Annotated in this window: 16 protein-coding genes; 6 read left to right on the forward strand and 10 right to left on the reverse strand. The window is 43.8% G+C overall.

The window, feature by feature from the left end:
• Nucleotides 1-329: 329 nt before the first annotated feature.
• From F7D73_RS03630 to F7D73_RS03640, 3 genes are all read right to left on the reverse strand, one after another.
• A complete protein-coding gene (locus tag F7D73_RS03630; RefSeq protein ID WP_194256839.1) occupies nt 330-1757 on the reverse strand; it encodes a leucine-rich repeat domain-containing protein in 1428 nt (475 codons plus the stop codon).
• A 1-nt stretch (nt 1758) separates the two neighbouring features.
• Nucleotides 1759-4791, reverse strand: coding sequence for a hypothetical protein (locus tag F7D73_RS03635; RefSeq protein ID WP_153122330.1), 3033 nt, complete (start codon nt 4789-4791; stop codon nt 1759-1761).
• Nucleotides 4792-4916: 125 nt separating this feature from the next.
• Complete coding sequence (locus tag F7D73_RS03640) at nt 4917-5423, reverse strand: hypothetical protein (RefSeq protein ID WP_153122331.1); 507 nt, start codon at nt 5421-5423, stop codon at nt 4917-4919.
• A 501-nt stretch (nt 5424-5924) separates the two neighbouring features.
• On the opposite strand from F7D73_RS03640, the gene F7D73_RS03645 reads away from it, so the two are divergent.
• The 6 genes from F7D73_RS03645 (at nt 5925) to F7D73_RS03670 (ending at nt 14349) form a co-directional block, all read left to right on the forward strand.
• Entirely contained in the window at nt 5925-7082 is a 1158-nt protein-coding gene (locus F7D73_RS03645) for a PDDEXK nuclease domain-containing protein (RefSeq protein WP_153122332.1), read from the forward strand.
• 233 nt (nt 7083-7315) lie between these two features.
• Complete coding sequence (locus tag F7D73_RS03650) at nt 7316-8647, forward strand: glutamate-5-semialdehyde dehydrogenase (protein WP_153122333.1); 1332 nt, start codon at nt 7316-7318, stop codon at nt 8645-8647.
• A 228-nt stretch (nt 8648-8875) separates the two neighbouring features.
• Nucleotides 8876-9838 (forward strand): acetylornithine carbamoyltransferase, encoded by a 963-nt coding sequence (locus tag F7D73_RS03655; protein WP_089544463.1) that lies wholly within the window; start codon nt 8876-8878, stop codon nt 9836-9838.
• 178 nt (nt 9839-10016) lie between these two features.
• Nucleotides 10017-11036 (forward strand): Rid family hydrolase, encoded by a 1020-nt coding sequence (locus F7D73_RS03660; protein ID WP_153122334.1) that lies wholly within the window; start codon nt 10017-10019, stop codon nt 11034-11036.
• Between the two features lie 103 nt (nt 11037-11139).
• Nucleotides 11140-12834 (forward strand): DUF6057 family protein, encoded by a 1695-nt coding sequence (locus F7D73_RS03665; RefSeq protein ID WP_153122335.1) that lies wholly within the window; start codon nt 11140-11142, stop codon nt 12832-12834.
• Nucleotides 12835-12873: 39 nt separating this feature from the next.
• The gene (locus F7D73_RS03670; RefSeq protein WP_153122336.1) at nt 12874-14349 is read left to right on the forward strand and encodes a TolB family protein; all 1476 of its coding nucleotides are present in this window, start codon (nt 12874-12876) and stop codon (nt 14347-14349) included.
• 106 nt (nt 14350-14455) lie between these two features.
• On the opposite strand, the gene F7D73_RS03675 is transcribed toward F7D73_RS03670, so the two are convergent.
• From F7D73_RS03675 to F7D73_RS03705, 7 genes are all read right to left on the reverse strand, one after another.
• Nucleotides 14456-15949 (reverse strand): TolB family protein, encoded by a 1494-nt coding sequence (locus tag F7D73_RS03675; protein WP_153122337.1) that lies wholly within the window; start codon nt 15947-15949, stop codon nt 14456-14458.
• Nucleotides 15950-15976: 27 nt separating this feature from the next.
• Complete coding sequence (locus tag F7D73_RS03680) at nt 15977-17812, reverse strand: DUF6057 family protein (RefSeq protein ID WP_153122338.1); 1836 nt, start codon at nt 17810-17812, stop codon at nt 15977-15979.
• Between the two features lie 27 nt (nt 17813-17839).
• The gene (locus tag F7D73_RS03685) at nt 17840-19309 is read right to left on the reverse strand and encodes a TolB family protein (protein ID WP_153122339.1); all 1470 of its coding nucleotides are present in this window, start codon (nt 19307-19309) and stop codon (nt 17840-17842) included.
• A complete protein-coding gene (locus F7D73_RS03690) occupies nt 19306-20847 on the reverse strand; it encodes a DUF6057 family protein (RefSeq protein ID WP_194256840.1) in 1542 nt (513 codons plus the stop codon). Before F7D73_RS03690 ends, F7D73_RS03685 begins: the two co-directional genes overlap by 4 nt.
• Before the next feature lie 88 nt (nt 20848-20935).
• Entirely contained in the window at nt 20936-21520 is a 585-nt protein-coding gene (locus F7D73_RS03695) for a DUF4369 domain-containing protein (protein ID WP_153122341.1), read from the reverse strand.
• Between the two features lie 23 nt (nt 21521-21543).
• Nucleotides 21544-22161: a hypothetical protein gene (locus F7D73_RS03700; RefSeq protein ID WP_153122342.1), complete on the reverse strand. Its 618-nt coding sequence runs from the start codon at nt 22159-22161 to the stop codon at nt 21544-21546.
• A gap of 402 nt (nt 22162-22563) precedes the next feature.
• Nucleotides 22564-23124 carry a PDDEXK nuclease domain-containing protein gene (locus tag F7D73_RS03705; RefSeq protein WP_153122343.1) on the reverse strand — a complete coding sequence of 187 codons (561 nt, stop codon included), beginning with the start codon at nt 23122-23124 and terminating at the stop codon, nt 22564-22566.
• Between the last annotated feature and the right edge of the window lie 60 nt (nt 23125-23184).

A 23184-nucleotide genomic window follows, 5' to 3' on the forward strand; every position in this document is an offset into this window, starting at 1 on the left:
TTTGAGTATTAATAACTTATTTAATAATCGTCTCGTTTTAACGGGACACTAGTGATGTTTTATATTAAACGATGATGCAAAGATACTACTTTCTTTTGGAAATACAATTTTTATCTGCAACTTTTTAAACGAAAAAACAAACTTTCTTTAATATTCTGATTTAGAACTCACTATCCTTATGAAAGTTTTGAAACAAGTCACGACTCACATTTCACTACACACAAATACAGCATATCCCCCAATCCCAATTCTTAAGAAAGCGGTCAGACAACGCCTGACCGTTTTCTTTTTAGTTCACACTCTCTATCTTTTTGTGCGAACGTAGCTTGCTACTTCAACAAAACCTTTTTGCCATTAACTATATTTACCCCTTTCGTTACATGATTCAAACGATTTCCTTTTAAGTCATAAATCGTCTTATATTTCGTGTCCATAGTTACATTAGGAGCATCTATAGCAGTAGCTATTTCTAATAATTTTACGACTTTTCCGTTTGCATCGGTCTCATAAGACCAATATCTTCTTTTGTACTCAGAATCCAAACTAATCAATACCTTTCTTGCCCAATCCGTATCAGGTAGATTAACATATTCCACTGCATTACAGCTTTCGAACACATAAGTTGTAACATAATAATAATCGTCTGACAGAATATCGATCTCTCTCAGCTCTCGATTACCATAAAATGCATGCATCCCTATTTCTGACACACTATTTCCAAGTACCAAAGACTTCAGTTCTGTACAGCCAGCAAATGCTTGACTTCCTATAGTTGTCACACTGTTCGGAATAACCAATGATGTCATTTCCCATCCATTAAAAGCTTCATCCCCTATTTCTACCAAACCTTCAGGAAGCCTTAAATCATTCATTTTCCAGCAATACCTAAAGGCACTTTTCCCTATACTTGTCACTGTAGATGGTATATTAACTTTCTCCAACTTATAACCATACTCAAACAAGCCTGGAGATATTGCTGTTAGTTTTTCTGGAAGATGTGCTTCCTTTAAGTTATAGCAACGTGAGAATGCACTTTCACCAACAAATTCCACACTATTTGGAACATCTGCCTTTTCAAGCTTTTCACACAAAAAGAAAGCATAGTCATCTATAGAAAGAAGTTTGTCATGAAAAATTACTTCATTCAACTGATTGCTCTCAAAAGCGAACTCTCCTATTTTCTCGACCTTTTCAGGTATAGAATAGCTCTCCACCTGCTTCTTTGCAGGGAAATGTAACAGTTCTGTCTTATCCTTGTTGAACATTATGCCATCTTCTGAAGAATACACAGGATTATCAGGGCTAACCTCATAGGCACTCATACCTCCTTCTGTGAAAGCTTTCGCACTTAAATCGGTTAAAGATGCCGGAATATAAATGTTTGACAAAGACAGACTCTTCCAAAAAGCATACGAACCAACACTTTTTAATGTTGCTGGGAGTTTTACACTTCTCAAATAACGACAGTAATAGAATGCACCCATCTTTATATTCAAGACTCCATCCTCTATTGTCACACTTTGTAACTTATCATTTTTCCAAAATGCTTTTTCCCCGATAGACACTACCGTATACGACTTACCAGCTACAGTAATTGTAGACGGAATTGTCACATAAGAAGACGACCGATCATACCCTACAGCCTCGGCAGTTTTCTTTTCTTCATCTATAGAATAAGAAATACCATTTTGCACGACCTCATTTCCCCACAATAGAGTTGGGAAACACATCATTAACAATAATACTATCTGTTTCATGTTACATTTCATTTAAAAGTTCTTCTAATTGTTTCGCCGTACCAACAAAGGATGTTATATATTTGCCATTTTGAAAATCACAGTTTGTTATATGATATATATTCGCCGCCTTCCATTCTGTGATATGTTCAAAAGTACAATTTTCCAAGTTCACATCAATAGGCTCAGCTGTTTCTATACTTAAAGACCTAGTACAATTCCGTATTATCAAAGAACCGACATATCCACCTTTTTCACAATTAAACTGTAATCCACCACTAAAACCCACATTATCAAGAACCATAGATTGAATTTTTGCGCCAGTACTATATATCCCACCACTACCAGCAATTTCTGATACACCATGAACCCAAACACTACTTAGTACAGAATTTTCTATTACGACATTATCTATTTCACAATCTCCAAATGAAGTAGCTGTAATTTCTTGATTAGGGGTACAATCTTTCATTACAAAAGAGGTAGCTTTTGCACCATTCAGATAGAATCCATTCATTGGAAATGTACAATTAACTATTTTGATTTCACCAATATCAAGCATATTATAGTCACCCCATTTTCCTGGTTCCAAAGACACAGTTAAATTACCTTGAAGCGAACATATATTTGAACATTTTTCCACAATAACATCATCTCCATATTGCGGATTTTTTTTTGTTACATCTTTATCAATACAAACTGTAGTTCCATCTTCCTCCTCAAATTTACAGTTCTTTATATAAACACTTTGCAAATTACTTTTCTGAGCGTAAAACGTGACATATCTTGCAGAGACATTGACATTATCCATAGTAATCCACAAATTATTTGCTTTGCCATTTTCCAAAGAGAAACGACCACCCCAAGGAGCAATACTTCCACTTTCAATTTTAAACGATTGCAAAGTATTATTACTCAAATCTATATCGTCAATATTATCAATATTCTTCAATATAGCATCACCAACCAAATTATTATCATTCAGTTTTAGGGATAATTCTGAATTATACATATTCACCCCATACCAATAATCCAAAGGTTTAGTATTATCTAGCCATCCTCCATTTTGCTTCCAATTTGCTCCACCAGTTGACTCATAAAAAAGAGCAAGACCTTCTTTAAGAGAAGTTTCGTCCTTTTCTTTCTTCAATGTCGTAAATGACAAAGTATCGGCATATACGATTTCACCATCAAGTTCTGCTTTAGCCACATAAAGATATTCTGTTTCATCTTTCAAGCCAGAAAGAGTTTGCTCAAAGATACTACTTGGACTACCATTGACTGTTCCACAAGATACATAAGTAGCGTGACCTTGCATGAAATCATCTTTCGTGCCATAAACCAGCCCAATCTTAGGATTTTCAGTATTCTTGTCATAGCCAATGAGTCCACCCGAAATCTTGGCAGAAGATTCGGTCACATCAGTTGCCTCATAAGTACTTAATGTCAATGTCTTTTCCACACCAACAGAAGGATAAGCCTTCAGCTCATGCCCAAAAAGCTTGATGACAGGACTTAATTCATAATATTTTACCGTGCTCATATTTTCCAATGCTACAGAATAATCAGTGTATGAGGTTTTTTCATTCGCAAATTTTTTGCTATAATACTTAGAAGCTACTTTGTTTCCATTAGCATCAAATGCCCCAAAACCAACTTCAACAGGCATCAAGCAATCCCCTTTCACATCAGCCTTTGCAGTAATTGTAGAGAAATCACCATGCTCACGATAAGCATTAGGACTTGCTATTGTTGGAGCCAAACACTTGTCAAATAAAGATTCACCTATATGACCTTCCCATTCTATTTTACCATCAAAATTCAAATTAATAATAGGCAAATCTAACTGATATCCTATTGCTGCCCCCCAATAGAAGTTTGACCAAATTCCACTATTTCTCAAAGTCTCATAAGCCTCTGTATTCTTGATTCCTTCTTTCAGGAACTTACTGTTGACCTCAAGATCTCCTCCCACATGTATACCAACCTCGCCCCTTGCATAGAGCTTAGCGATGTCATTTTTACAAAATCCTATATCATTGACAGCAATACCCATTTCTGTATATACGCCGGCATTCAATTCACCCTTTATGCTACCACCAACATCAAAACTTGTCTCTTGAACTTTAAACGTAAGAGGCTGGTTCCTCAAATTTTCTCTTCTCTTGGTACTCATATTGAGTAGAAAAGCAGAAGATACCTTTTGATTAACAGTTGCATCTACACTTGCAGACAACGAAGCATCCACAAACACGCCAGGGTCTACAAATGCCACTAACAATGGACAATTAGGTATGCATGCTTGCCATCTTTTTTTCCCTGTAAACCTCCAAACTTTATCTACTTTTAAAGAACCATTCAAAGAAAAATTACTCGTTACATCGAAAGTTCCATTACTGGATACACAAACATAAGTACCTTCTTCTGGGGTTACGATCAAAGTTCCACGAAGGGAAACTTTTGGTGAGAGACTAATGGAAGCATCATTATCAACGCTAAAGGCATCATCATCGTCACTTTCTTCTGAAATAAATGGTAAAAGTTCATCCGTTAATGGATAAGTCAAATCTTTTGCCTCCCATATTGCCTCACCGTGACCATATATAGGATTTATCGCACGAGTTTGTACATTATCATTACTCGTACTATAATATCTCACAAAAATATCACTTAAACTCGCAAGGGTGCAATCGACCTTATAACCACTATTCTCTTTTACAACTTCGACAACCTCACCCGCAAAGCCTGCAGGGAACAAATCCGTTTGCCGCAAGTAAACCAATTTATCCTTTTTTCTCGGCAATAAGCCACTTGGAGTGTCTGTCCTAAAAATGATAGTTAGTGAATCATGTGATACTACATAATTCTCCAACCCATCCTCCAACTTTACCACCCCTGGCTGATAAATTGTCGATGGCGTTACAAAACTAACACTGTCAATATCTGCCAGTGCATAATTAAATACCGTGTCATTCATCCACACTTGCTGTGTGACGAAATCATCATGCTCTATACCGTCGAGGTCAACTTTTGATACAGTCATACTATCTACCATATCGGTATAAAACACTTGTATTCCTTTATCATGGAAATGAAAATAATATGCATTCTGAGCTTTTGACACGAAACAAGCCATCAGCATACAACTACATATTATCACTTTATAAAATATCTGTCTCATCATTTTGCAAACTTATAAGAAAACGAACCTATTTTAATCACATATACACCACTTGCGTAGCCATCAAGAGAGAACGACACCCTACCATCAACTCCAACTCGATGTGTATTAACCTCATAACCCTCAGCCTTATACACATGAACTTCTGAGTTTTCAGGAGCATTGGATATCATAATTTTTCCGTTATTTATAGAAACAAATAACTTATTTTGGGCTAATTTACCCACTATCCCAGTTGAAGTATTTACAAAATAATATTTTCGGACATTTGAAAATAAAAGACGCACATTCATCTGCTCATTTGTAGTAATGACAACTTCATTATCAGCAAAAGAAATTCTTGGTTCTTCATTCAACACATAGTTAACCTGTTGTCCATCCAACATTTCAAACACTAATGTTCGACTACTCTTATCATTTGCCAATGATGATAACGGTAGTAGTGATGAAAGCAAAAAGAGTGTAATGCTCCTAACTTTGTTCTTAGATTTTAGAATACTTATCATAATTATCACAAGCAACCACAGGCTTCTATTGGCCGATTTTTAGTTAAAGACTTACATATAAAAAAAGCGTGAAGCCTATCTGTCGCCCGTTCCACGTGTTGAGGCCTTCGCATTGCCCTATAAGTCGAAACGAGCAACGCTGAAAGCCCCACGCAAAAGTGAATATATAGTACACCATATTGCGCCATGCACTTTAGCACACAGCGTCAATTAGGATATATATAATACACCCCTGGGACGTCCTCGTTGCTTTGTTTTTGACTTATAGTTTGAAGTTGCGAAGTTCCAACACGTCAAACACAAAGCGTTCAGTACGCCTTTATGTATATGTATCAATCCCTTAGCCTCCACCCTTAGGGCTTCCAGCATGGATAAGACGCTGCAAATATAATAAAACCTATCGAAACCTCCAAACTTTTATCGAAAAAAGTGAAGAGAAAAATTGCTTTTTCGATATAAAATCGTATCTTTGCACATTGAACAGCTAAAATCAGTAGCATTATGAAAGAACCCGAAAAGAAATATAACGATGAAGACAACATGCTCGTCAACGACTTGCGCTCCATCGTCAGCAAGGCTCGCAGCAAAGCATTTGCTGCCGTCAATTATTCTCTGGTGGAAAGAAACTGGAGAATAGGGCAACGTATTGTGGAAGAAGAACAGAACGGAACATCACGTGCAGAATACGGAAAGCATGTGATAGAGGTCGCTTCGGCTGCTTTGACCAAGGAATTCGGAAAAGGATTCTCATATACGAATATTGCCAACTATAAAAGATTCTATCTGACATTCAGAGACTTACAAATTCTTCAGACAGTGTCTGAAGAATTCAAAAAGCAAAAACATCAGACACTGTCTGATGAATCTTCTTTGCTACCCCAAAAAGATCAGACACAGTCTACCCAATCCGAGTTACGCCTTCTTCCTTGGTCGCATTACGAGCGTCTTATACGAGTAGAAGATAAGAAGGCTCGTGAATGGTATGCAAAGGAGGCATTCGAGCAAGGTTGGAGTTTCAGAACCTTGAACCGCAATATCAACACCCTATATTATGAACGTCTTCTTATGTCAAAGAAGAAGCAGCCAGTCGTTAACGAGATGCAAGACAAGACAAAGGCTTATCAACAAGACAAACTCGAATACATCAAATCACCAGTTGTCTTGGAATTCCTTGGATTACCGGAAGACACATCCCTTGCAGAATCAAAACTAGAGACTGCCATCATCAATAACCTAGAGAAATTCTTGATGGAAATGGGAAAGGGATATGCGCTTGTGGCTCGCCAGCAACATATCCGAACCGAGGAGAATGACTACTATATCGACTTGGTATTTTACAATTACCTCATCAAATCTTTTATCTTGGTCGACTTGAAGGTAAATCGCATCACTTACCAGGATGTAGGACAGATGGATATGTATCTTCAGATGTACGACAAGATGAAAAAAGGACCAGACGACAACCCTACAATCGGCATCATCCTTTGTACCGAGACCGATTCGGATGTGGCACGATACTCTACCCTCGCCAAAAACGACCAGATGTTCGCTGCAAAATACAAGCTTTACCTGCCAGACAAGGAAGACTTGAGAAGAGAAATCGAACGACAGAAGGAACTGTATCTAATGACTCATCCTGAAGAAAACGATAAAGAGTAATTCTTCTGGCAGTATCAAAATAATTAAAAGGAACCATTACAAAAAGGTCAGGCGCTGTCTGACCTTTTTTAATATCATTTTCCGTATAACTATCCATTTATCTATAAAATCATTACTTTTTCTTGCATAAAGTTTGCAATTCCCAATATTTATGCTTACCTTTGCCGTTGTTAAGAGGAAACTCATAACACATTACCAAACATCTTATCATCAAATAAGAAAGGAAATAGCAAATGGAACTGAAAGAGACATTCCAAAGAGTGAAGGCAGCTAGCAAGACTTTGGGCTTGCTCAGCGACGAACAACGTAATGAAATCCTGCAGGCGGTGGCTGATGCTATCATCGCAGAGACTCCTGCGCTCCTTGCAGCAAACGCAGAAGACTTGGCGAAGATGGACAAAACGAACCCGCTCTACGACCGATTGCAACTCACCGAGCAGCGACTTCAGGATATCGCTTCGGATATGCGACACGTCAGTACCCTACCCTCACCACTCGGAAGAGTTCTCAAAGACAAAACACTCGAAAATGGTTTGCACCTGCAGCGGGTTGCCGTTCCATTCGGAGTCATCGGCATGATTTACGAGGCACGTCCTAACGTGACCTACGATGTTTTTTCTCTCTGTTTCAAGAGCGGAAATGCTTGCGTACTGAAAGGCGGAAAGGATGCAAATGCCTCAAACTCAGCGGGTGTCGAACTTATCCACAGGGTGTTGATAACTTTTGGTATTGATCCGAATGTTGTTACACTACTCCCTGCTACCCATGAAGCTACCGGCGAAATGCTGAATGCCGTGGGCTATATTGACCTCTGCATTCCCCGTGGAGGAAAGAAGCTTATCAACTTCGTCCGTGATACTGCCAAAGTGCCGGTTATCGAAACCGGAGCCGGCGTGGTACATTGTTACTTCGACAAGGATGGCGACCTGGAGATGGGCAAGCGCATCATCACCAATGCCAAGTGCCGAAGAGTGAGCGTATGCAATGCGCTCGACTGTCTGCTGATTCACGAAAACAGATTAAGCGACCTCCCTGCCCTCTGTGAAGGACTCGCCGAGAAACAGACCAAGATTCATGCTGATGCCAAAGCTTACGAAGCTTTAAAGGGACACTATCCTGACACCTTATTATATAAGGCAGAGGAAAGCGAAGCGAAGATGGAGGAGGCAGGTTTGCTGACTACGGATTGCAAATCCGCAGACTCAACAGAAGCAGATGCCAACATGAAGAGCATCTGGAACACCGAATGGCTCAGCATGCAGATGGGTATCAAGACCGTGGCTTCGGAAGATGAGGCGCTCGACCATATCGCTACCTACGGAAGCGGACACAGCGAGAGCATCGTTTCCAACAACGAAGCAGCCCAGAAGAAGTTCCAGGCATTGGTAGATGCAGCCTGCGTTTATGTAAACGCCCCTACCAGCTTTACCGATGGCGCACAGTTCGGATTGGGCGCAGAGATTGGCATCAGTACCCAGAAGCTTGGAGCCCGCGGACCTATGGCACTCGAAGAGATTACCACCTACAAGTGGTTGATTACAGGAAATGGACAGACGAGGAAGTGAAGAGTGAAGAACGAAGAGTGAAGAAACAACGTTCGGCGGCCGAAGGGAAAGCCAATTCAATAGCTTTACAGGACCCGCTCCGTACCTGCTCCGTACCCTCTCCGTACCAAGTCTTAGTTTCTGCCATGTTTGCAAGGTTTGCATGCAAATTTTGCAAACATCAAGATTCAAGAAGAAAGATTCAAGAGCAATATATATCAGAAATAACAAATAAAAAACGAAATAACAATGAAGACATTCTTTAATGTTGAAGACCTTGGCGACTTGAAAGCAGCACTCGCCGAGGCACAGGAAGTGAAAGCAAACCGTTTCGGTTATCAGGAGTTGGGCAAGAACAAAACCTTGCTGATGATATTCTTCAATAACAGTCTCCGTACCCGACTGAGTACCCAGAAGGCTGCGATGAACCTGGGCATGAATGTGATCGTGCTCGACGTGAACGCAGGTGCCTGGAAACTGGAGACAGAGCGTGGCGTTATCATGGATGGCGACAAGAGCGAACACCTGCTGGAGGCAATCCCAGTGATGGGTAGCTTCTGCGACCTTATCGGTGTGCGTAGCTTTGCCGGTTTGAAAGATCGTGACTACGATTATGCCGAGACCATCGTGAACCAGTTTGTGAAGTACAGCGGTCGCCCTGTCTTCGCTATGGAGACAGCTACCGTTCACCCACTCCAGGCATTCGCCGACCTCATCACCATTGAGGAGCATAAGAAGGTGGCTCGTCCTAAGGTAGTCTTGACCTGGGCTCCTCATTGCCGTGCCCTGCCACAGGCTGTGCCAAACTCATTCGCCCAGTGGATGAACGCAGCCGATGTTGATTTCGTGGTTACTCACCCAGAGGGCTATGAGCTTGATCCTAAGTTCGTAGGTAATGCCAAGGTGGAGTACGACCAGAAGAAGGCTCTGGAAGGTGCAGACTTCGTTTATGCCAAGAACTGGAGCTGTCCGGGTGTGAAAGACCCAGCACAGTATGGTGAGATTCTGAGCAAGGATATGAGCTGGACCATCGACGAGGAGCACATGAGCTGGACCAATGACGGCTGCTTTATGCACTGCCTGCCTGTTCGCCGCGGACTGATTGTTACCGATGATGTCATCGAGAGCAAGAACAGTCTGGTGATTCCAGAGGCAGCCAACCGTGAGATTTCAGCCGAGGTTGTCATCAAGCGTATGCTCGAATCACTCTAAAGCAGGATATAAGAAAGAGATTGAGGGTGTGTCATAAGTTCATGACGCACCCTCTTTTTCGCTCTACTCAACATAATCCTATCCTCATTTCTCGGTATTTTAATCTTTTCATCCGATTTATATTCTTTTATCTCAGATATTATCCGTACCTTTGCTACCGAAAAAAGAAAAGAACAAGATGGATAAATACATAATATTATCACCGGAAGCCAAGGGTTCGTTCAATGACCGCTTGAACTTTCTGTATCTAAAACTAGGTAATCATCTCGATATAGAGAAGATGGAACATCGCACCTTGCAATATTGTAAGGTGTTTCTCAGCGATTCCCAAAACCAGATAAAAGAACTGCAGGAATCTCTTCTCTATCAAGAATTTCTCAAGGATACGAATCTTACTATCGTGGAACAAACTCCACTGAATGGCAGTAAGATAAGTCTTCTTGTAAAAACCACAGATGTTCATACCCCCATGCTGTTTCATAGTATCCGCCTCACCGAGGAGGAAGCGAAGGATAAGAATTCATACGAACAAACCCGTATGATTTTCGACAGATACCAGCAGGCTATCAGCAAGACTGGTATGACGATGGAGCGCAACCTCGTCCGCACCTGGATATACGTAGCCCATATTGACGTGAACTACCAAGGCGTAGTAGAAGCACGCAACGATGTCTTCGATGAAGAAGGACTTACAGCAGATACCCACTACATAGCCAGCACAGGTATCGGAGGAGCAACTCCCGTTCGCCATGCCACTGTAGCCATCGACTTCCTGACCTATCCTGACATACAGGAATCAGACAAGAAGTATCTGCAGGCACTCGAACATCTGAATCCTACCCACGAATATGGAGTAGCCTTTGAGCGCGGAACCCGTCTTACCCTACCCAGCCAGCAGCAATACTTCATCTCCGGAACTGCCAGTATTGACAAGCACGGACAGGTGGTATACGAAGGCGATGTAGTAAGACAGACCGGCAGACTCCTTGAAAACATAGGAGCCTTACTGAAGGATGGCGATGCCACTATGAACGACATCCAGTACTTTATCATCTATCTGCGCGACATATCTGATTATCATACCGTAGAAATGCTGATGAATCAGTTCTATCCCCAGATACCGCATATCATCGTAGAGGCAAAAGTATGCAGACCAGGCTGGCTGATAGAGATGGAATGTATTGCAGAAAAGCAATAACAGCAATAAATGCAGAAATTTACTTTCAAAGAGTAAGTTTCTGCATTTTTTATGTGTCTTTCTAATATATTTTTGTTACCTTTGCAGAAATAAACTGAAAGACATGAATAAACAAAAAACAAACAAACCTAGCATAGGCATATACACATTATACGTGCTGGGAGCGATAGCATGTTTTGCATTCTTCCAATTCTGCTATCCCTATCACCTGTTCTATCAGGAGCAGAATCAGCTGTTCCTGATGTCGTGGGATCATATAACCACCTACCTTGACAAACCGGGATGGCTGGCTTGTCTGGCAGGCGATTTCCTGACCCAATTCTACTATTTCCGTTATGCAGGTCCTATCATCCTTACCCTCTGTATCCTCCTGACAGGATACAACATCAGATGTGCTGTAGAAATGGCAGACATCAAGGGAAGATGGGTGGCACATTCCGTCGCCTTCATCGTGATGATTCTGCAGATTTGTTTCAGTTTCCATTACGACTACCGTCTGAGCAGCATCCTTGCCGTGGCAGGTGGAGCCAGCGTGTTCCGTGTCAGCACCTCGCTGCTCATCTCTACCCGAATGTTTATCAAGAAGATAGAAAGAAGGAACGAGCAGGGTCTCTTCCTCAATGGTTCAGGAATTGCCAACTGGGTATCCGTCATCAGCATCTTCGTCTCCGTATTCGTTTGCCATTGGTTCTTCGGATACGGTGTATGGGTATATGGCGCCTTGACATTTGCCGGCTGCATTGCCAATATCATGATGGCAGGCACCTACTATCGCCTTGCCGCCCTGATCATCCCTTTCTTCCTCCTCATGCTCACCAAGAGAGTCTACTATTGCGATTTCCAGACCATCTACACTTATCCTGGCATCGGCAAACTGGTTGCCCCACAGATGGATCTGGAAAAGACACTGGCTGTAGACTGCGAATATTATTTCGGCAACTACAACAAGGTGATGCACATCGTAGAGAAAGAAGAGAATCCGAACCAGTACATGAAGTTCTACTATAATCTCGTCATGGCACAAAACCACTGTCTTTCTGCCAACCTTCTCAAATTCCCCGACAACAACCTCGGCACCTTTGAGACCCTTGGTCCCAACACTCCAACACTCACCATCAAGACACTCAATGAGTTGTACTGGGTATTGGGCGACATGACCTTCTGCGAAAGAGCAGCCATGCTGGCAAATGTATGCTCTCCCAACAACCGCAACATCCGCATGATCAAGCGACTGGCAGAAGTCAATCTCGTCAAAGGCGACTACCAGGCAACCCGCAAATATCTGCGCATCCTGCAGAAGACATTCGTATGGCAAAGATGGGCCGACCGCGTTTTTGCATCCCTGGGCATTCATGCCCTGCCCGAAGAGAAAGCCCTCCTTCAGACCTATCTTGACAAGCGCCCGTTTGTCAACACCCAGGATACCCTTCGCCTCAGCGACAACAGCTATATCATCATGAAAGAGCTGGTGGAAAGCAATCCGGCAAACAATAACGCCATCAATTACATGCTATGCAGCGACCTTCTCCTGAAGGACATGGATACCTTCAAGCATGACTACGATGCTTACTATCTCAAGCAGAAGCACGTGCAATACGACGAATTGTATCAGGAAGCGCTCACGATATATCTGGCAGGAACCAAGGCGCCACCAAGCGAATGGGCCAAGTATATCAAGCGACAGGATGTGCTGCAACAGTTCAGCCAATATAATGAACAACGCGGCAACCCTGCCTTCAAAGATACCTACTGGTATTACTTTGACAAGGCAAAGACACCTAAGTTGAACAACAATTAAAGAGCCCGGAAGACTCTATCAGCATCAAAAACAAGAACAATGAAATACAGAAACATTCTATATAGCTCCCTGGCGGGTCTCCTCCTTTTCGCTTCATGTGCCCAGACACATGAGAACGCAGAGCAGGTTAGCCATCTGCCCAACATGTATCCCGACTATGCCGATGTAACCATTCCGGTAAACATCGCCCCACTCAACTTCGAGATACGCGACAAGCATCTTACCAACATCGAGACCGTTCTCACCATAGAAGGAGCAGATGCCAATGATGCAGCCAACACATTGACAGCAACCAGCAACAGTCAGAATCTGAAGTTTGACATAAAAGAGTGGAAAGCCTTTCTCCAGAAGGCTGTAAACAAGAACATCAAGGTACAGATCTATTCCAAGAGCGATGAAGGAGACTGGACCGCATTCAAGCCTTTCACCTGGCAGGTCGTAGGCGACAGCATCGACTCATACCTCACCTACCGACTCATAGAGCCCGATTACGAGGTATGGAATAAAATCCAGATTAAGCAGCGCTGCATCGAGAACTGGGAGGAGAAGATACTCGCCGACCACAATCTGCAGGAGAACCGCTGCATGAACTGTCATGCCTTCGGCAATCAGAACCCGAACCTCAGCATGCTATATGTTAGAGGAGAAGGCGGTGGAGCCATCCTCAACCGCAATGGCAAGTTGCGTAAGCTGAACCTGAAGAACGACAACATGATTTCGTCAAGTGTATATTACGGTTTCAGTCCATCTGGCAAATACGTAACATTCTCTACCAATATCATCATTCCGGCCTTCCATGCCGATCCCGACAAACGTCTGGAAGTATATGATTCGAAGAGCGATGTCTATGTTGCCGACCTCGACAACAACACCATCATCTCATCGCCCCTGACGAGCGACAGCACGAAGCTGGAGACATTCCCGACCTTCTCGCCTAATGGTGCCTATATATATTATTGTGTAGCCGACCGGAAAGGGTTGAATACGAAGAACCTCAAGGGACTGAAATATTCCCTGGTACGCATTCCTTTCAATGAAGAAAACGGCAGATTTGGCGAAAAGGTAGATACCCTCTATTCTGCCCGTTCCGTTTGCCATCCTAAGATAAGTCCCGATGGCAGATACTGCCTCTTCACCGTAGCCGATTACGGCACCTTCCCTATCTGGCATCCAGAAGCAGATCTATGCATGTTAGACCTGCAGACGGGTAAGACAGACAGCCTCAGCATCGTGAACAGCAACAAGAGCGATACCTATCACAGCTGGTCGCATACCGGCAGATGGTTTGTCTTTGCCAGCAAGCGCGATGATGGTCTTTACGGCAAGCCTTACTTCTGCTACGTAGACAGCCAGGGCAAGGCTCACAAGCCTTTCGTATTGCCGCAGAAGGAACCAACCTTCTACGATGATTGCCTGAAGAGTTTCAACGTACCGGAGCTGAGCCGCGGTCCCGTTCCATTCAATGCCATCGATGTAGAGAATGTGATGAAGCAAGAAGCAGAACAGTTCAAATAAAAAAAAACAAAAACGCTCCTGTTACCATATTGCAACAGGAGCGTTTTTTATAAACATACACTTGAATTCTTCACTCTTCGTTCTTCACTCTTCACTTCCTTGTTCTTCACTTAATTTTCGTCGGAATCCTCTTGTCACTCATGATTTCATTTCCTGCCGCACGGGCATCCAGCTCTACTGGCTTCGAAGTGAAATCAGGGGTATTATAGGAATCCAGCAACTCGTCGTAGTACTTCTTCGGATTGCGCTGAGGCAAAAGGAACGGCTTGCTTACATTGCCCTTATCATCGATGCAGGCGAGATAAAGACGGGTATAGAGGCCGTCACCACGGCGGGATGTAAAGACAAACCAATGGGAATCCCTGCTCCAGTTGTGCCAACTGTCTGTATTCCTGCTATTGGCAGCCGTCATTGGTCGCGCCTGCCCTGTCTTCAAATCCAGCAACCAGTTATCCGCTTCCTTATGCCAGATAGGGAAACAGCCATAGTCACTCATCGTAAACATGATGTACCTGCCATCATACGAAGGACGAGGATGGGTGGCACTCTTGCCCAGTTCACGGGCATTGAAGATGGTATCCACCTTGTTGCCAAACTTACCCGTAGCCGCATCAAAACCAATCTTGCAGATATTATACTTGATATCCTTGTAACCGCTTGGGATAGGCTCTGCTGTAGAAGAGCAGAAATAGAGCGTCTTGCCATCAGGCGAAAATACCGGATAAGTCTCGTAATGGTCTTTCGTCATCAGGAGTGTATCCAATATCAGTTCATGGGTTGCTGGCTCATAGACAAAAACATCCGATGCCTGGTCGAAGACTTCGATGCGTTCATCCTTTACGGCATGGAAACTCTGATGAGTGGTATTAGTACTGTAGGCGCAATACTTGCCCGATGGATGCCAGTAAGGATAAACCATCGAACCCTTCAGGGAATCATTCTTCGCCTTCAACCACTCCCGCTTGCCGTTCTGCGAAACCAAGGTAGCACCATGGTCACCACGCACATGGAAGGTAAACTGGTCAGGATTGGTTCTGTTTGCCGTATGACAGTTGAGACAGGCACCCGGTGCTGCGGTATTCTCAAGGATTGCCGTTTCCTCAAAGTTACTCAAATTGCGCTGATAGATGCCCAACTTGCCATACACCTCATAACCAGGAGCAATGCGACGGTAAGTAAGTCCCCAGTCGTTCAGCTCGTATGGGCTTACATAGATATTGAAGTCCTTGTACTTCAATTTTTCGCCATTCTTCTCTACAAACACAGAAACTATGAGTTTTTCACCCTTGTTCTTTTTCAAGTAATCATGCCATTCATCCACCTCAAACTCCGCATACTTCTTGTCGTAAGAATATAGCCCCTCTATGGTTTTCGGACCTTGCACACATACATACATATCCTCAATATCCTCGTCCGCCATGTTAAAATCGAGCGGTGCGATATTGGCAGGAACTGTAACCCCAACATAATCGGGGAATATCTTAGGGAATTGATTGATTTCCTTGGCATCTTTCCACGCCGGAGGGTAACAACATGCACTAAGCGAAGCCATCACCACTCCAACCAACAGAGAGCACAATAAAGATTTTATCGTTTTCATATCATTCCAGTATTATCATTCTACATTCTAATAAACCTCTTTCATTCCCTCCTTCTTTCCGGCAGCCTCATCAGCCCCTTGCACCATCACATAGTGCCAGGCATTGGATACATACGGCTGCTGACTGAGTTGAGGATCCTTCGGATTCTGCATATAGAGCTGGATGAAGTTGAGCGTATTGTTCACGTTCTGTGCATCCACACTATATGGGATGGTACGTGGATCACTATGTGTCTTCATCCAGTTGCCGATGAGAATTTCCTGGAAGGAACGTGGAATATGGTCATAATCCACGAATCTACCCAACGGATAGTACTGCATGAACTTCTCCATATCGCGCTGCAGGAGTTCGTAGCAAACCAGATATTCGTATGCCATCTTGTTATGGTTATCATTCAGGAAGAGCAAGCCCAGCATCTGGTCCATCTCCCGGTCGCTGAAGAGGAAGTCCTGCTTCTTCTCACGATACTTTCTCAACTTTCCATAAACAGGATGCTGGTTGATTGCCTTCTCATTACCCAGCAGCGCCATCGTCTGATTCGCCCAGTTGCTATAGAAGAGCGTCTTCTGCAGGCGGCGGAGCAGCTTGGCTGCTACCTTGTAATTACCGTTGATGATTTCGCACTCTATAATCCTGCGGGTCAAGCGGGCACTCTTGCGATAATTCGGTATCGCTTCCTGCGCCTCGAACATATATCTTTCGGCATCATTCACCATTCCCAGACGGAAGAAGATTTCTGCAGTAGATACCGGTGAAATCATATCGCGTGTAAAGGTAGGAAACAAGCCCTCGCCTCCATTCTGATAGAACTCGAAAAGACGGTCGGCAAGTTGTCCTTTCTGGCTCAAGGCAAGATTTACACACGATACACCCAGCGGTGTGGTAGCCGGCTTCTTCTCAGCCTTCTCAATGATCTTATCCCATTGTTCGGTGCGAACCAGAAAATCATAATCTATCAGGTCGTAGGTCATTGCATCAAAAGAAGCCTTGATGCCGAACCATGAAGCCACAATCACCAATACATACGCCAAGACCATGACCACCTTGGATTGCTGCAGCTTCTTAATCCAGGCATGTCCATCAGGAACCATACCAAAGAAAACGACTACGACGGTCCATATCATCACACCCAAAGGCAACGGAGAAACCGTACCCGGATAGCGATAATAATTGAGTCCGCTAAAGATACGGTACAATGGATACTGCAACGATTGCGTGGTCAGCAATATCCAGGCTACGGTGAGTATCAGCAGACAGGCAGAATAACCCAGACTGGAAAGAATGTGTCCATTCTGCTTGCCTTTCATCAGCGTATCTCCAATCATCAGGGCGGCATAAAGGAATACCACTGGTCCCAGGAACCAATAAACCAATGCCGTGCTCACCAGTTCGAACACCACCTTCACTAACCGGTTGTGGAACCGGTTGTGAATCCAGCCCATCAGCAAGGCGCCCGACAGTGCCACAACAAAAGAAAGCAACAGATTCTGGTCGCCCATGGCACACCATAATACAATACTAGGTACAAAGCTCAACAGATATCCCGGGAAAACGGCTTTCATTCCATATTGCTTCATTAGTCCCCACGAGATAGCCTGTATGCTCATCAAGAGCAGGGCGATGATGGTACCGCCCAAGACAGGCATATAATAGAACTGTACCAAAAACTCACTGATATAGTCAGCCAATCCTCCCGGCAGCACAATGCGCTCCAGGAAATAGTTGGTATCAAAGAGAAACATCTGATACTGTTCCTGAAAGCACAAGCCACTCATGTAAGGAACAGACCAGAATATCACTACCGCCACACCGAAGAGCAGCGACAACAGCGGTTTCCAAGATTTTATCATCAAATTCTTCATGATTCTCCAATCTAAATTTTTATTCGTTTATTCTCTCACCGTTACTTTCGGACGTTCATCCGAAAAGATCTGATTGCGGGTTTCCTTCATATCCAGCTCCACCTTGGTCTTGGTGAAATCCGGTACATTATAGGCATCAAACAGCCCATGATAATATTTCCACGGATTGCGCTGCGGAAGAAGGAATGGCTTAGTTGCCTTACCCTGATCATCGATACTCGAAATGTAGAGACGGGTATAGTTTCCGTTTCCTCGCTTGCTGACGAAGACAAACCAATGCGAGTTGCTACTCCAGTTGTGATAGCTCTCGCTCATCTTACTGTTCACCGCAGTCAGCGGATAGGTCTGGCGAGTCTTCAGGTTCATCATCCAGAGATCAGCATCAGGTTGCACAATAGGAAAATTGCTTCTGCTGCACCGTGTATACATCAGCCATTTTCCATCATACGACGGACGAGCCAAGACGTAACTCATATTCGTCTTCGGACCATTCAGCAGCGTATCCACCTTTTCTCCAAACTTCCCCGTTTTGGCATCGAAAGGAATACTTACCAGCGAGCACTTCACTTTCAGATACTCAGCCGGTACACGGCAAGCCTTCGAAGTACTATAATATAAGGTATTGCCATCTGCACTGAAAGCAGGGAATATCTCCAGCCAGTCGGGAGTCATCAGTTTCTGGTCTGTTACCAGCTGATTGTTACGTGTATCCAGTACCACGATGTTGCTGAAGTCGTGATAAACTTCTATCGGCTTGTAAGTTCCCACGAAGAAACACTGGTGCACGGCATTGGCAGCATAAGCCACATAGTTGCCTTCCGGATGCCAGTAGGCATAGCTTCCGGCAGCCTTGGTAGAATCGGTCTTGGTATCAATCCATTGCTGCTTGCCATTCTTCATAATCAAGGTACCTCCACCCTCGCCACGTATCTGGCAGGTCAATTGCCGGGCATCTGTACGATTGGCTGTATGGCAATTGAAACATCTTCCCGGCAGGGCGGTCTCAGTCATGATAGCCGTTTCATCAAAGGTATGGATATCGCGCTGATAGATGCCGATGTTGCCACCCACTTCGTAGCCGGGAGCGATACGGCGATAGGTCAAACCGTAATCATCCAGCCGATAAGGACTCACCATCATCTGGAAATCCTGATATTGCTTCCACTTGCCATCCTTACGGGTACTGACGGTAAAAGAGATGCTTCCACCGATATTCTGCTCAGTAAGCTGATGCCAGTCTTCCACATCGAAGTCAGCCCATTCACCACAGACATGCAGTTCTCCGCCCTTGCTTCCTTTTGCCACGACATCCACCACATCAACGGTATCACCTTTGATATTGAAGTTCATCGGAGCAATATCAGCCGGAATGGTCACCCCGATATAGTCGGGATAGATGCTAGGCTTACGGTTCACCATGGTAGGATTCTCAACCGACGGAGTACAGGCGGTCATCCCCATCCATACTATCATCAAAGTATAAATAATCTTTTTCATTCTTCGCCTCCTTTCTGTTTACTCATCATTCGTTTCACGTATTCTGCGTATGGCGAACCCGGTACATTCCCCTGATTCTGTATGCACTTCACGGCATCCTGATAACCCACAGGCATCTGCATATAGCCACCATATTGCTGTACCCAACTGCCATAACGCATGAATCCCTGGATATCTCCCTTCAACAGCATCTGCCCCATGAAGTAGTCGAGCGCCATTTTGTTATCCGGATTGTTGATGAAGAGCAGTCCCATCATCTTGTCAATCTCATCATAGCTATAGATCATTTCCGTCTTGAAGCGCATTCTTCTAGCCCTTCCCAAATCAGGATCATGACTGATAGCCGTATCATTGCCCAGCATCGCCTCCATCTTCACAGCCCAGTCATGATAGAAGAGCGACTGCTTCAAGAGATCGATATTCTTACGGGCTACAGCATACTTGCCATTTACAATCTGACATTCGGTAATGCGCTTCATCAATCTGCCACTCATCTTTCCATTCAGGATGGAAGCCTGCAAATCGCTGGCATAGCGAAGAGAAGAGTTCACGAGACCCAGACGCCAAAAGGCTTCCATCGTAGGATACATCGACATGTTATCACGGGAACGGGGAGCCAGCAAGGCATTTTCTCCACTCTGATAGAAAGAAAACATGCGGTCGGCAAGCTGACGGGTCTGAGCCAGGGCAAGATTCACGCAGTTGCTGGTATAGAACACCTGCACCTGATTCTCCTGCGCATCATGGATGATATCTTCCCACTTCCCGTTACGCACCTGTTCGTTCAGCTTGAGTAAAGCATAGAGGTCCTTGTCGTATCCCCATTTCTGACCCGGATATTGCATAGGCACGCGATAATAGTTGATACCTGTCATCACAGACATCAATGGATATTGAACCAGAAGGGTACTATAGCAAACCAGCTGTATAGCCCAGAGATAGAGTATAGACAAAGGATAGGCAATCGCAACGGAAGGAAGCTTGCCTTTCTTCACCTGCATCAGGAAAAAAGCCAGACGGAGGAAGACATAAAGCCAGGTTGCACCGCCTCCAATCAGCCAGAACAGAATGGGTATCAGAAGCACATCTGCCCACGCAATCCTTGCTCCCCATCTCCGGGTAGCAAGATTCATGAGCCATGTTGACTGCAGGGCCAAGGTCAGAGCTATCGGGAAAGACAGGAGCACTTCGATATCTCCCATCACTTCCAGCAACAGGATAGAAGGAAGAAGAGCTATGAGCATCCCATACCACTTCAACGGCTTGGCTGTATAACTCCTGATTACCTGATAGGTAAGCGACAGGAAAGCCATGAAGAGAAAAGCCAGGATGGCGGCACCCAAAACTGGAACATAATAGAACTGTACCAGAAACTCGCTGATATAATCAGCCAAACCACCTGCCACACTCAGGTCATGCCAAAAGTAGTCGGCAGACCAAAGAAAGAGCTGGTTCTGCTCTTGGTAACATAAGGCTTGTGGATAACCACAATACCAAAAAAGGAAGATGCATAAGCCGAACAATGCGACCAGAGTCATTTTCCCATATCTAGAAATGAACTTTTTCATGTACTCAATAGATTAGTCCGGATACCCATATTTATCAACATTCCCTACAGCAAATATTTTACTTTGCTGAAGGATACATGGTCTGAAGAAAACTCTTAAACACTCCGGCAGGCTGACGCTTGAGGAAGGCGATGTTATATTCCTTCAACTGGTTCTGAATCTTCTTACCTTTGGTCATCAGCAACTGGTCAGAGCCTTCCTGACGGGCCTGCATACGAAGCTGGTTGTAGGCACTGTTAAACTTCATGATCTGATCTTTCCATACCTGGAGAGAATCGTTCTGAGGAGTTCCCCCGGAAATACTGTTGGCACCGACCGTAACATTGATGTCGCCCGGTTCGGAAACAACCAGCAAGTCCTGCACACCATCACGATAGTGATAATCTATACGAATCACCTTCATCTCAGTAGTATCGGCAACAAATTCAAACTTGCCGTCCTTGATGACAACAGAGTCTACATGGGCAGCATCCTGCAGTCCGAACATAGGCACAAGGAAAATCTTCTTGCCATCCCAACGGTTCGACTCCATCGTACCATGGATACGGCAATTTCCCTTTTCGGCAGACTTGCAACCTGCCATTACTACCATACTCGTAACGGTCATCAGAGCGATAACCATCAATAACATCATTTTTTTCATTGTTCTCTTTAGGTTTAATCTGTTTATTTATTCAGTTCTTTTTCAGCCAGGAAATAGATAGGAGCATTGCTTGCGCCCTTCTTTACGAGAAGCCCTTTCTCCGTAAAATGCTTCAACCATTTCAAGGCTGTCTGCTGGCGCAAGGAAAAATGGAATTCCATGTCACGTCGGCAAATATATTCATTCTCTTTCAGGAAATTTACCATCTTGTTCCACAACTGTTCTTCGGTATATTGCCGTGACCTTGTTGTGAATTTGGAACGTTCAAACTTGACATGCCGTGAAACCTCATTCAGCAGTTCGGCAGTAGGCTTGAAGTTTATATTACGCAGACGGATGTCATTACCTGTCACCTTTTCCATCGTCTTGCCTTCCGGCAACTCTGTTGTAACAGCCAGGGAGAGATAGCCCACTTGCGGAAGATAGAAGCGGGCTCCTTGCGACAGTTCGGTCACGATCAACCCATGCAGCGCAGTCATCACAGCCTGCACATCAGCTCTGGTAAGCGAACAGACCTGCTCTATATGCTCTTCTATCTGCTTACTGGTCATCGGTTCATGGTCTCGCAACCGGACAAATTTCTGTTCTCCACCTTCGCCCTTCGAGTTATGGATGGAATGGATTTCATACTTTATTGCCATAGCTTAGTATTGTTAGTTGTTCATACAAGTACGTTATAACCAGTTAAGTACGTAAGCCATACGCTTCAAGTCCTAGAACTGTGCGACGTGCATCGAACGGTGCACGAGCTCACTTCGAACGCAGCACGCTCTTACTTCGTCCGATGCATGCGCTTACACCGTTCGGTGTGAGTCATGGAGTTGGGGAAGTATAAGCTTCTGGTTGTACAAGTAACCCCGTATAAATGTACTTGTTTTACTGCATACAAAAGTACAATAAAAACTCGTAAACACCAAATCTTTTCAGCAATTATACAAGAAAGTACAGAAGAAAAGCAAAAAAGGTCAATTTCTGTTTACTAAAAGGTATGAAAAAGCCCCGACTGTAATCACTACAGCCGAAGCCTAACCTAATCGTTATACTTACTTGTTTTTATCTAACTGCTTCAACAAGAAATCCTCCAATGTTTTCTTGTCGGGCAAATGAAGCATATAAGTGGAAACAAACAATTGGTTATCCATACCAGCCAAGGCATACTCCACCATTTTCTTACCCTTTCTCGTACAGAGCAAAATACCAATTGGAGGATTGTCCCCAGGCTGCATCTCATTTTCTCGAAAATAAGAAACATAAACATTCAGCTGCCCGAGGTTCTCATGCGAGAACTCCGAAGTTTTCAATTGGTCTAACACTGTCGGACTTTTTGGAATACCCTCGCAATTAGATAATGGAACATTCAAAAAGACAAAATTATCCTCCATCTGTGGATAAAGCAGATAAAAGTTGCGAGCATTTTTAAACAGTGTAACATTTAATCCCTTTCGATTTACCCGTTCCTCCAATTTCTTTAGAAGTTGCGAACCATACTCAGCACGGTCTTTACCATGCTGTTCAAACTCCACGATATAGTAGCCGATGAGCCAATTGCGCATCGTCTGCATACGATTGATTCTATTTAAGCGTACTTGAGATTTTTCATACATTACATAAAAAAATCGAAAGAAGAGCGTGTATTTCAAGAAAAAAGCGTATCTTTGCACTCG

This window comes from Segatella copri (assembly GCF_009494395.1).
GTDB lineage: Bacteria > Bacteroidota > Bacteroidia > Bacteroidales > Bacteroidaceae > Prevotella.

Bases quoted from the DNA above. Each gene is read 5' to 3' on its own strand.
- F7D73_RS03670 (WP_153122336.1), top strand. From the start codon at position 12,874: ATGAAATACAGAAACATTCTATATAGCTCCCTGGCGGGTCTCCTCCTT.
- F7D73_RS03635 (WP_153122330.1), bottom strand. From the start codon at position 4,791: ATGGTAGATAGTATGACTGTATCAAAAGTTGACCTCGACGGTATAGAG.
- F7D73_RS03690 (WP_194256840.1), bottom strand. From the start codon at position 20,847: ATGACTCTGGTCGCATTGTTCGGCTTATGCATCTTCCTTTTTTGGTAT.
- F7D73_RS03700 (WP_153122342.1), bottom strand. From the start codon at position 22,161: ATGGCAATAAAGTATGAAATCCATTCCATCCATAACTCGAAGGGCGAA.
- F7D73_RS03695 (WP_153122341.1), bottom strand. From the start codon at position 21,520: ATGAAAAAAATGATGTTATTGATGGTTATCGCTCTGATGACCGTTACG.
- F7D73_RS03660 (WP_153122334.1), top strand. From the start codon at position 10,017: ATGGATAAATACATAATATTATCACCGGAAGCCAAGGGTTCGTTCAAT.
- F7D73_RS03640 (WP_153122331.1), bottom strand. From the start codon at position 5,423: ATGATAAGTATTCTAAAATCTAAGAACAAAGTTAGGAGCATTACACTC.
- F7D73_RS03705 (WP_153122343.1), bottom strand. From the start codon at position 23,124: ATGTATGAAAAATCTCAAGTACGCTTAAATAGAATCAATCGTATGCAG.
- F7D73_RS03655 (WP_089544463.1), top strand. From the start codon at position 8,876: ATGAAGACATTCTTTAATGTTGAAGACCTTGGCGACTTGAAAGCAGCA.
- F7D73_RS03650 (WP_153122333.1), top strand. From the start codon at position 7,316: ATGGAACTGAAAGAGACATTCCAAAGAGTGAAGGCAGCTAGCAAGACT.
- F7D73_RS03680 (WP_153122338.1), bottom strand. From the start codon at position 17,812: ATGAAGAATTTGATGATAAAATCTTGGAAACCGCTGTTGTCGCTGCTC.
- F7D73_RS03645 (WP_153122332.1), top strand. From the start codon at position 5,925: ATGAAAGAACCCGAAAAGAAATATAACGATGAAGACAACATGCTCGTC.
- F7D73_RS03665 (WP_153122335.1), top strand. From the start codon at position 11,140: ATGAATAAACAAAAAACAAACAAACCTAGCATAGGCATATACACATTA.
- F7D73_RS03685 (WP_153122339.1), bottom strand. From the start codon at position 19,309: ATGAAAAAGATTATTTATACTTTGATGATAGTATGGATGGGGATGACC.
- F7D73_RS03675 (WP_153122337.1), bottom strand. From the start codon at position 15,949: ATGAAAACGATAAAATCTTTATTGTGCTCTCTGTTGGTTGGAGTGGTG.
- F7D73_RS03630 (WP_194256839.1), bottom strand. From the start codon at position 1,757: ATGAAACAGATAGTATTATTGTTAATGATGTGTTTCCCAACTCTATTG.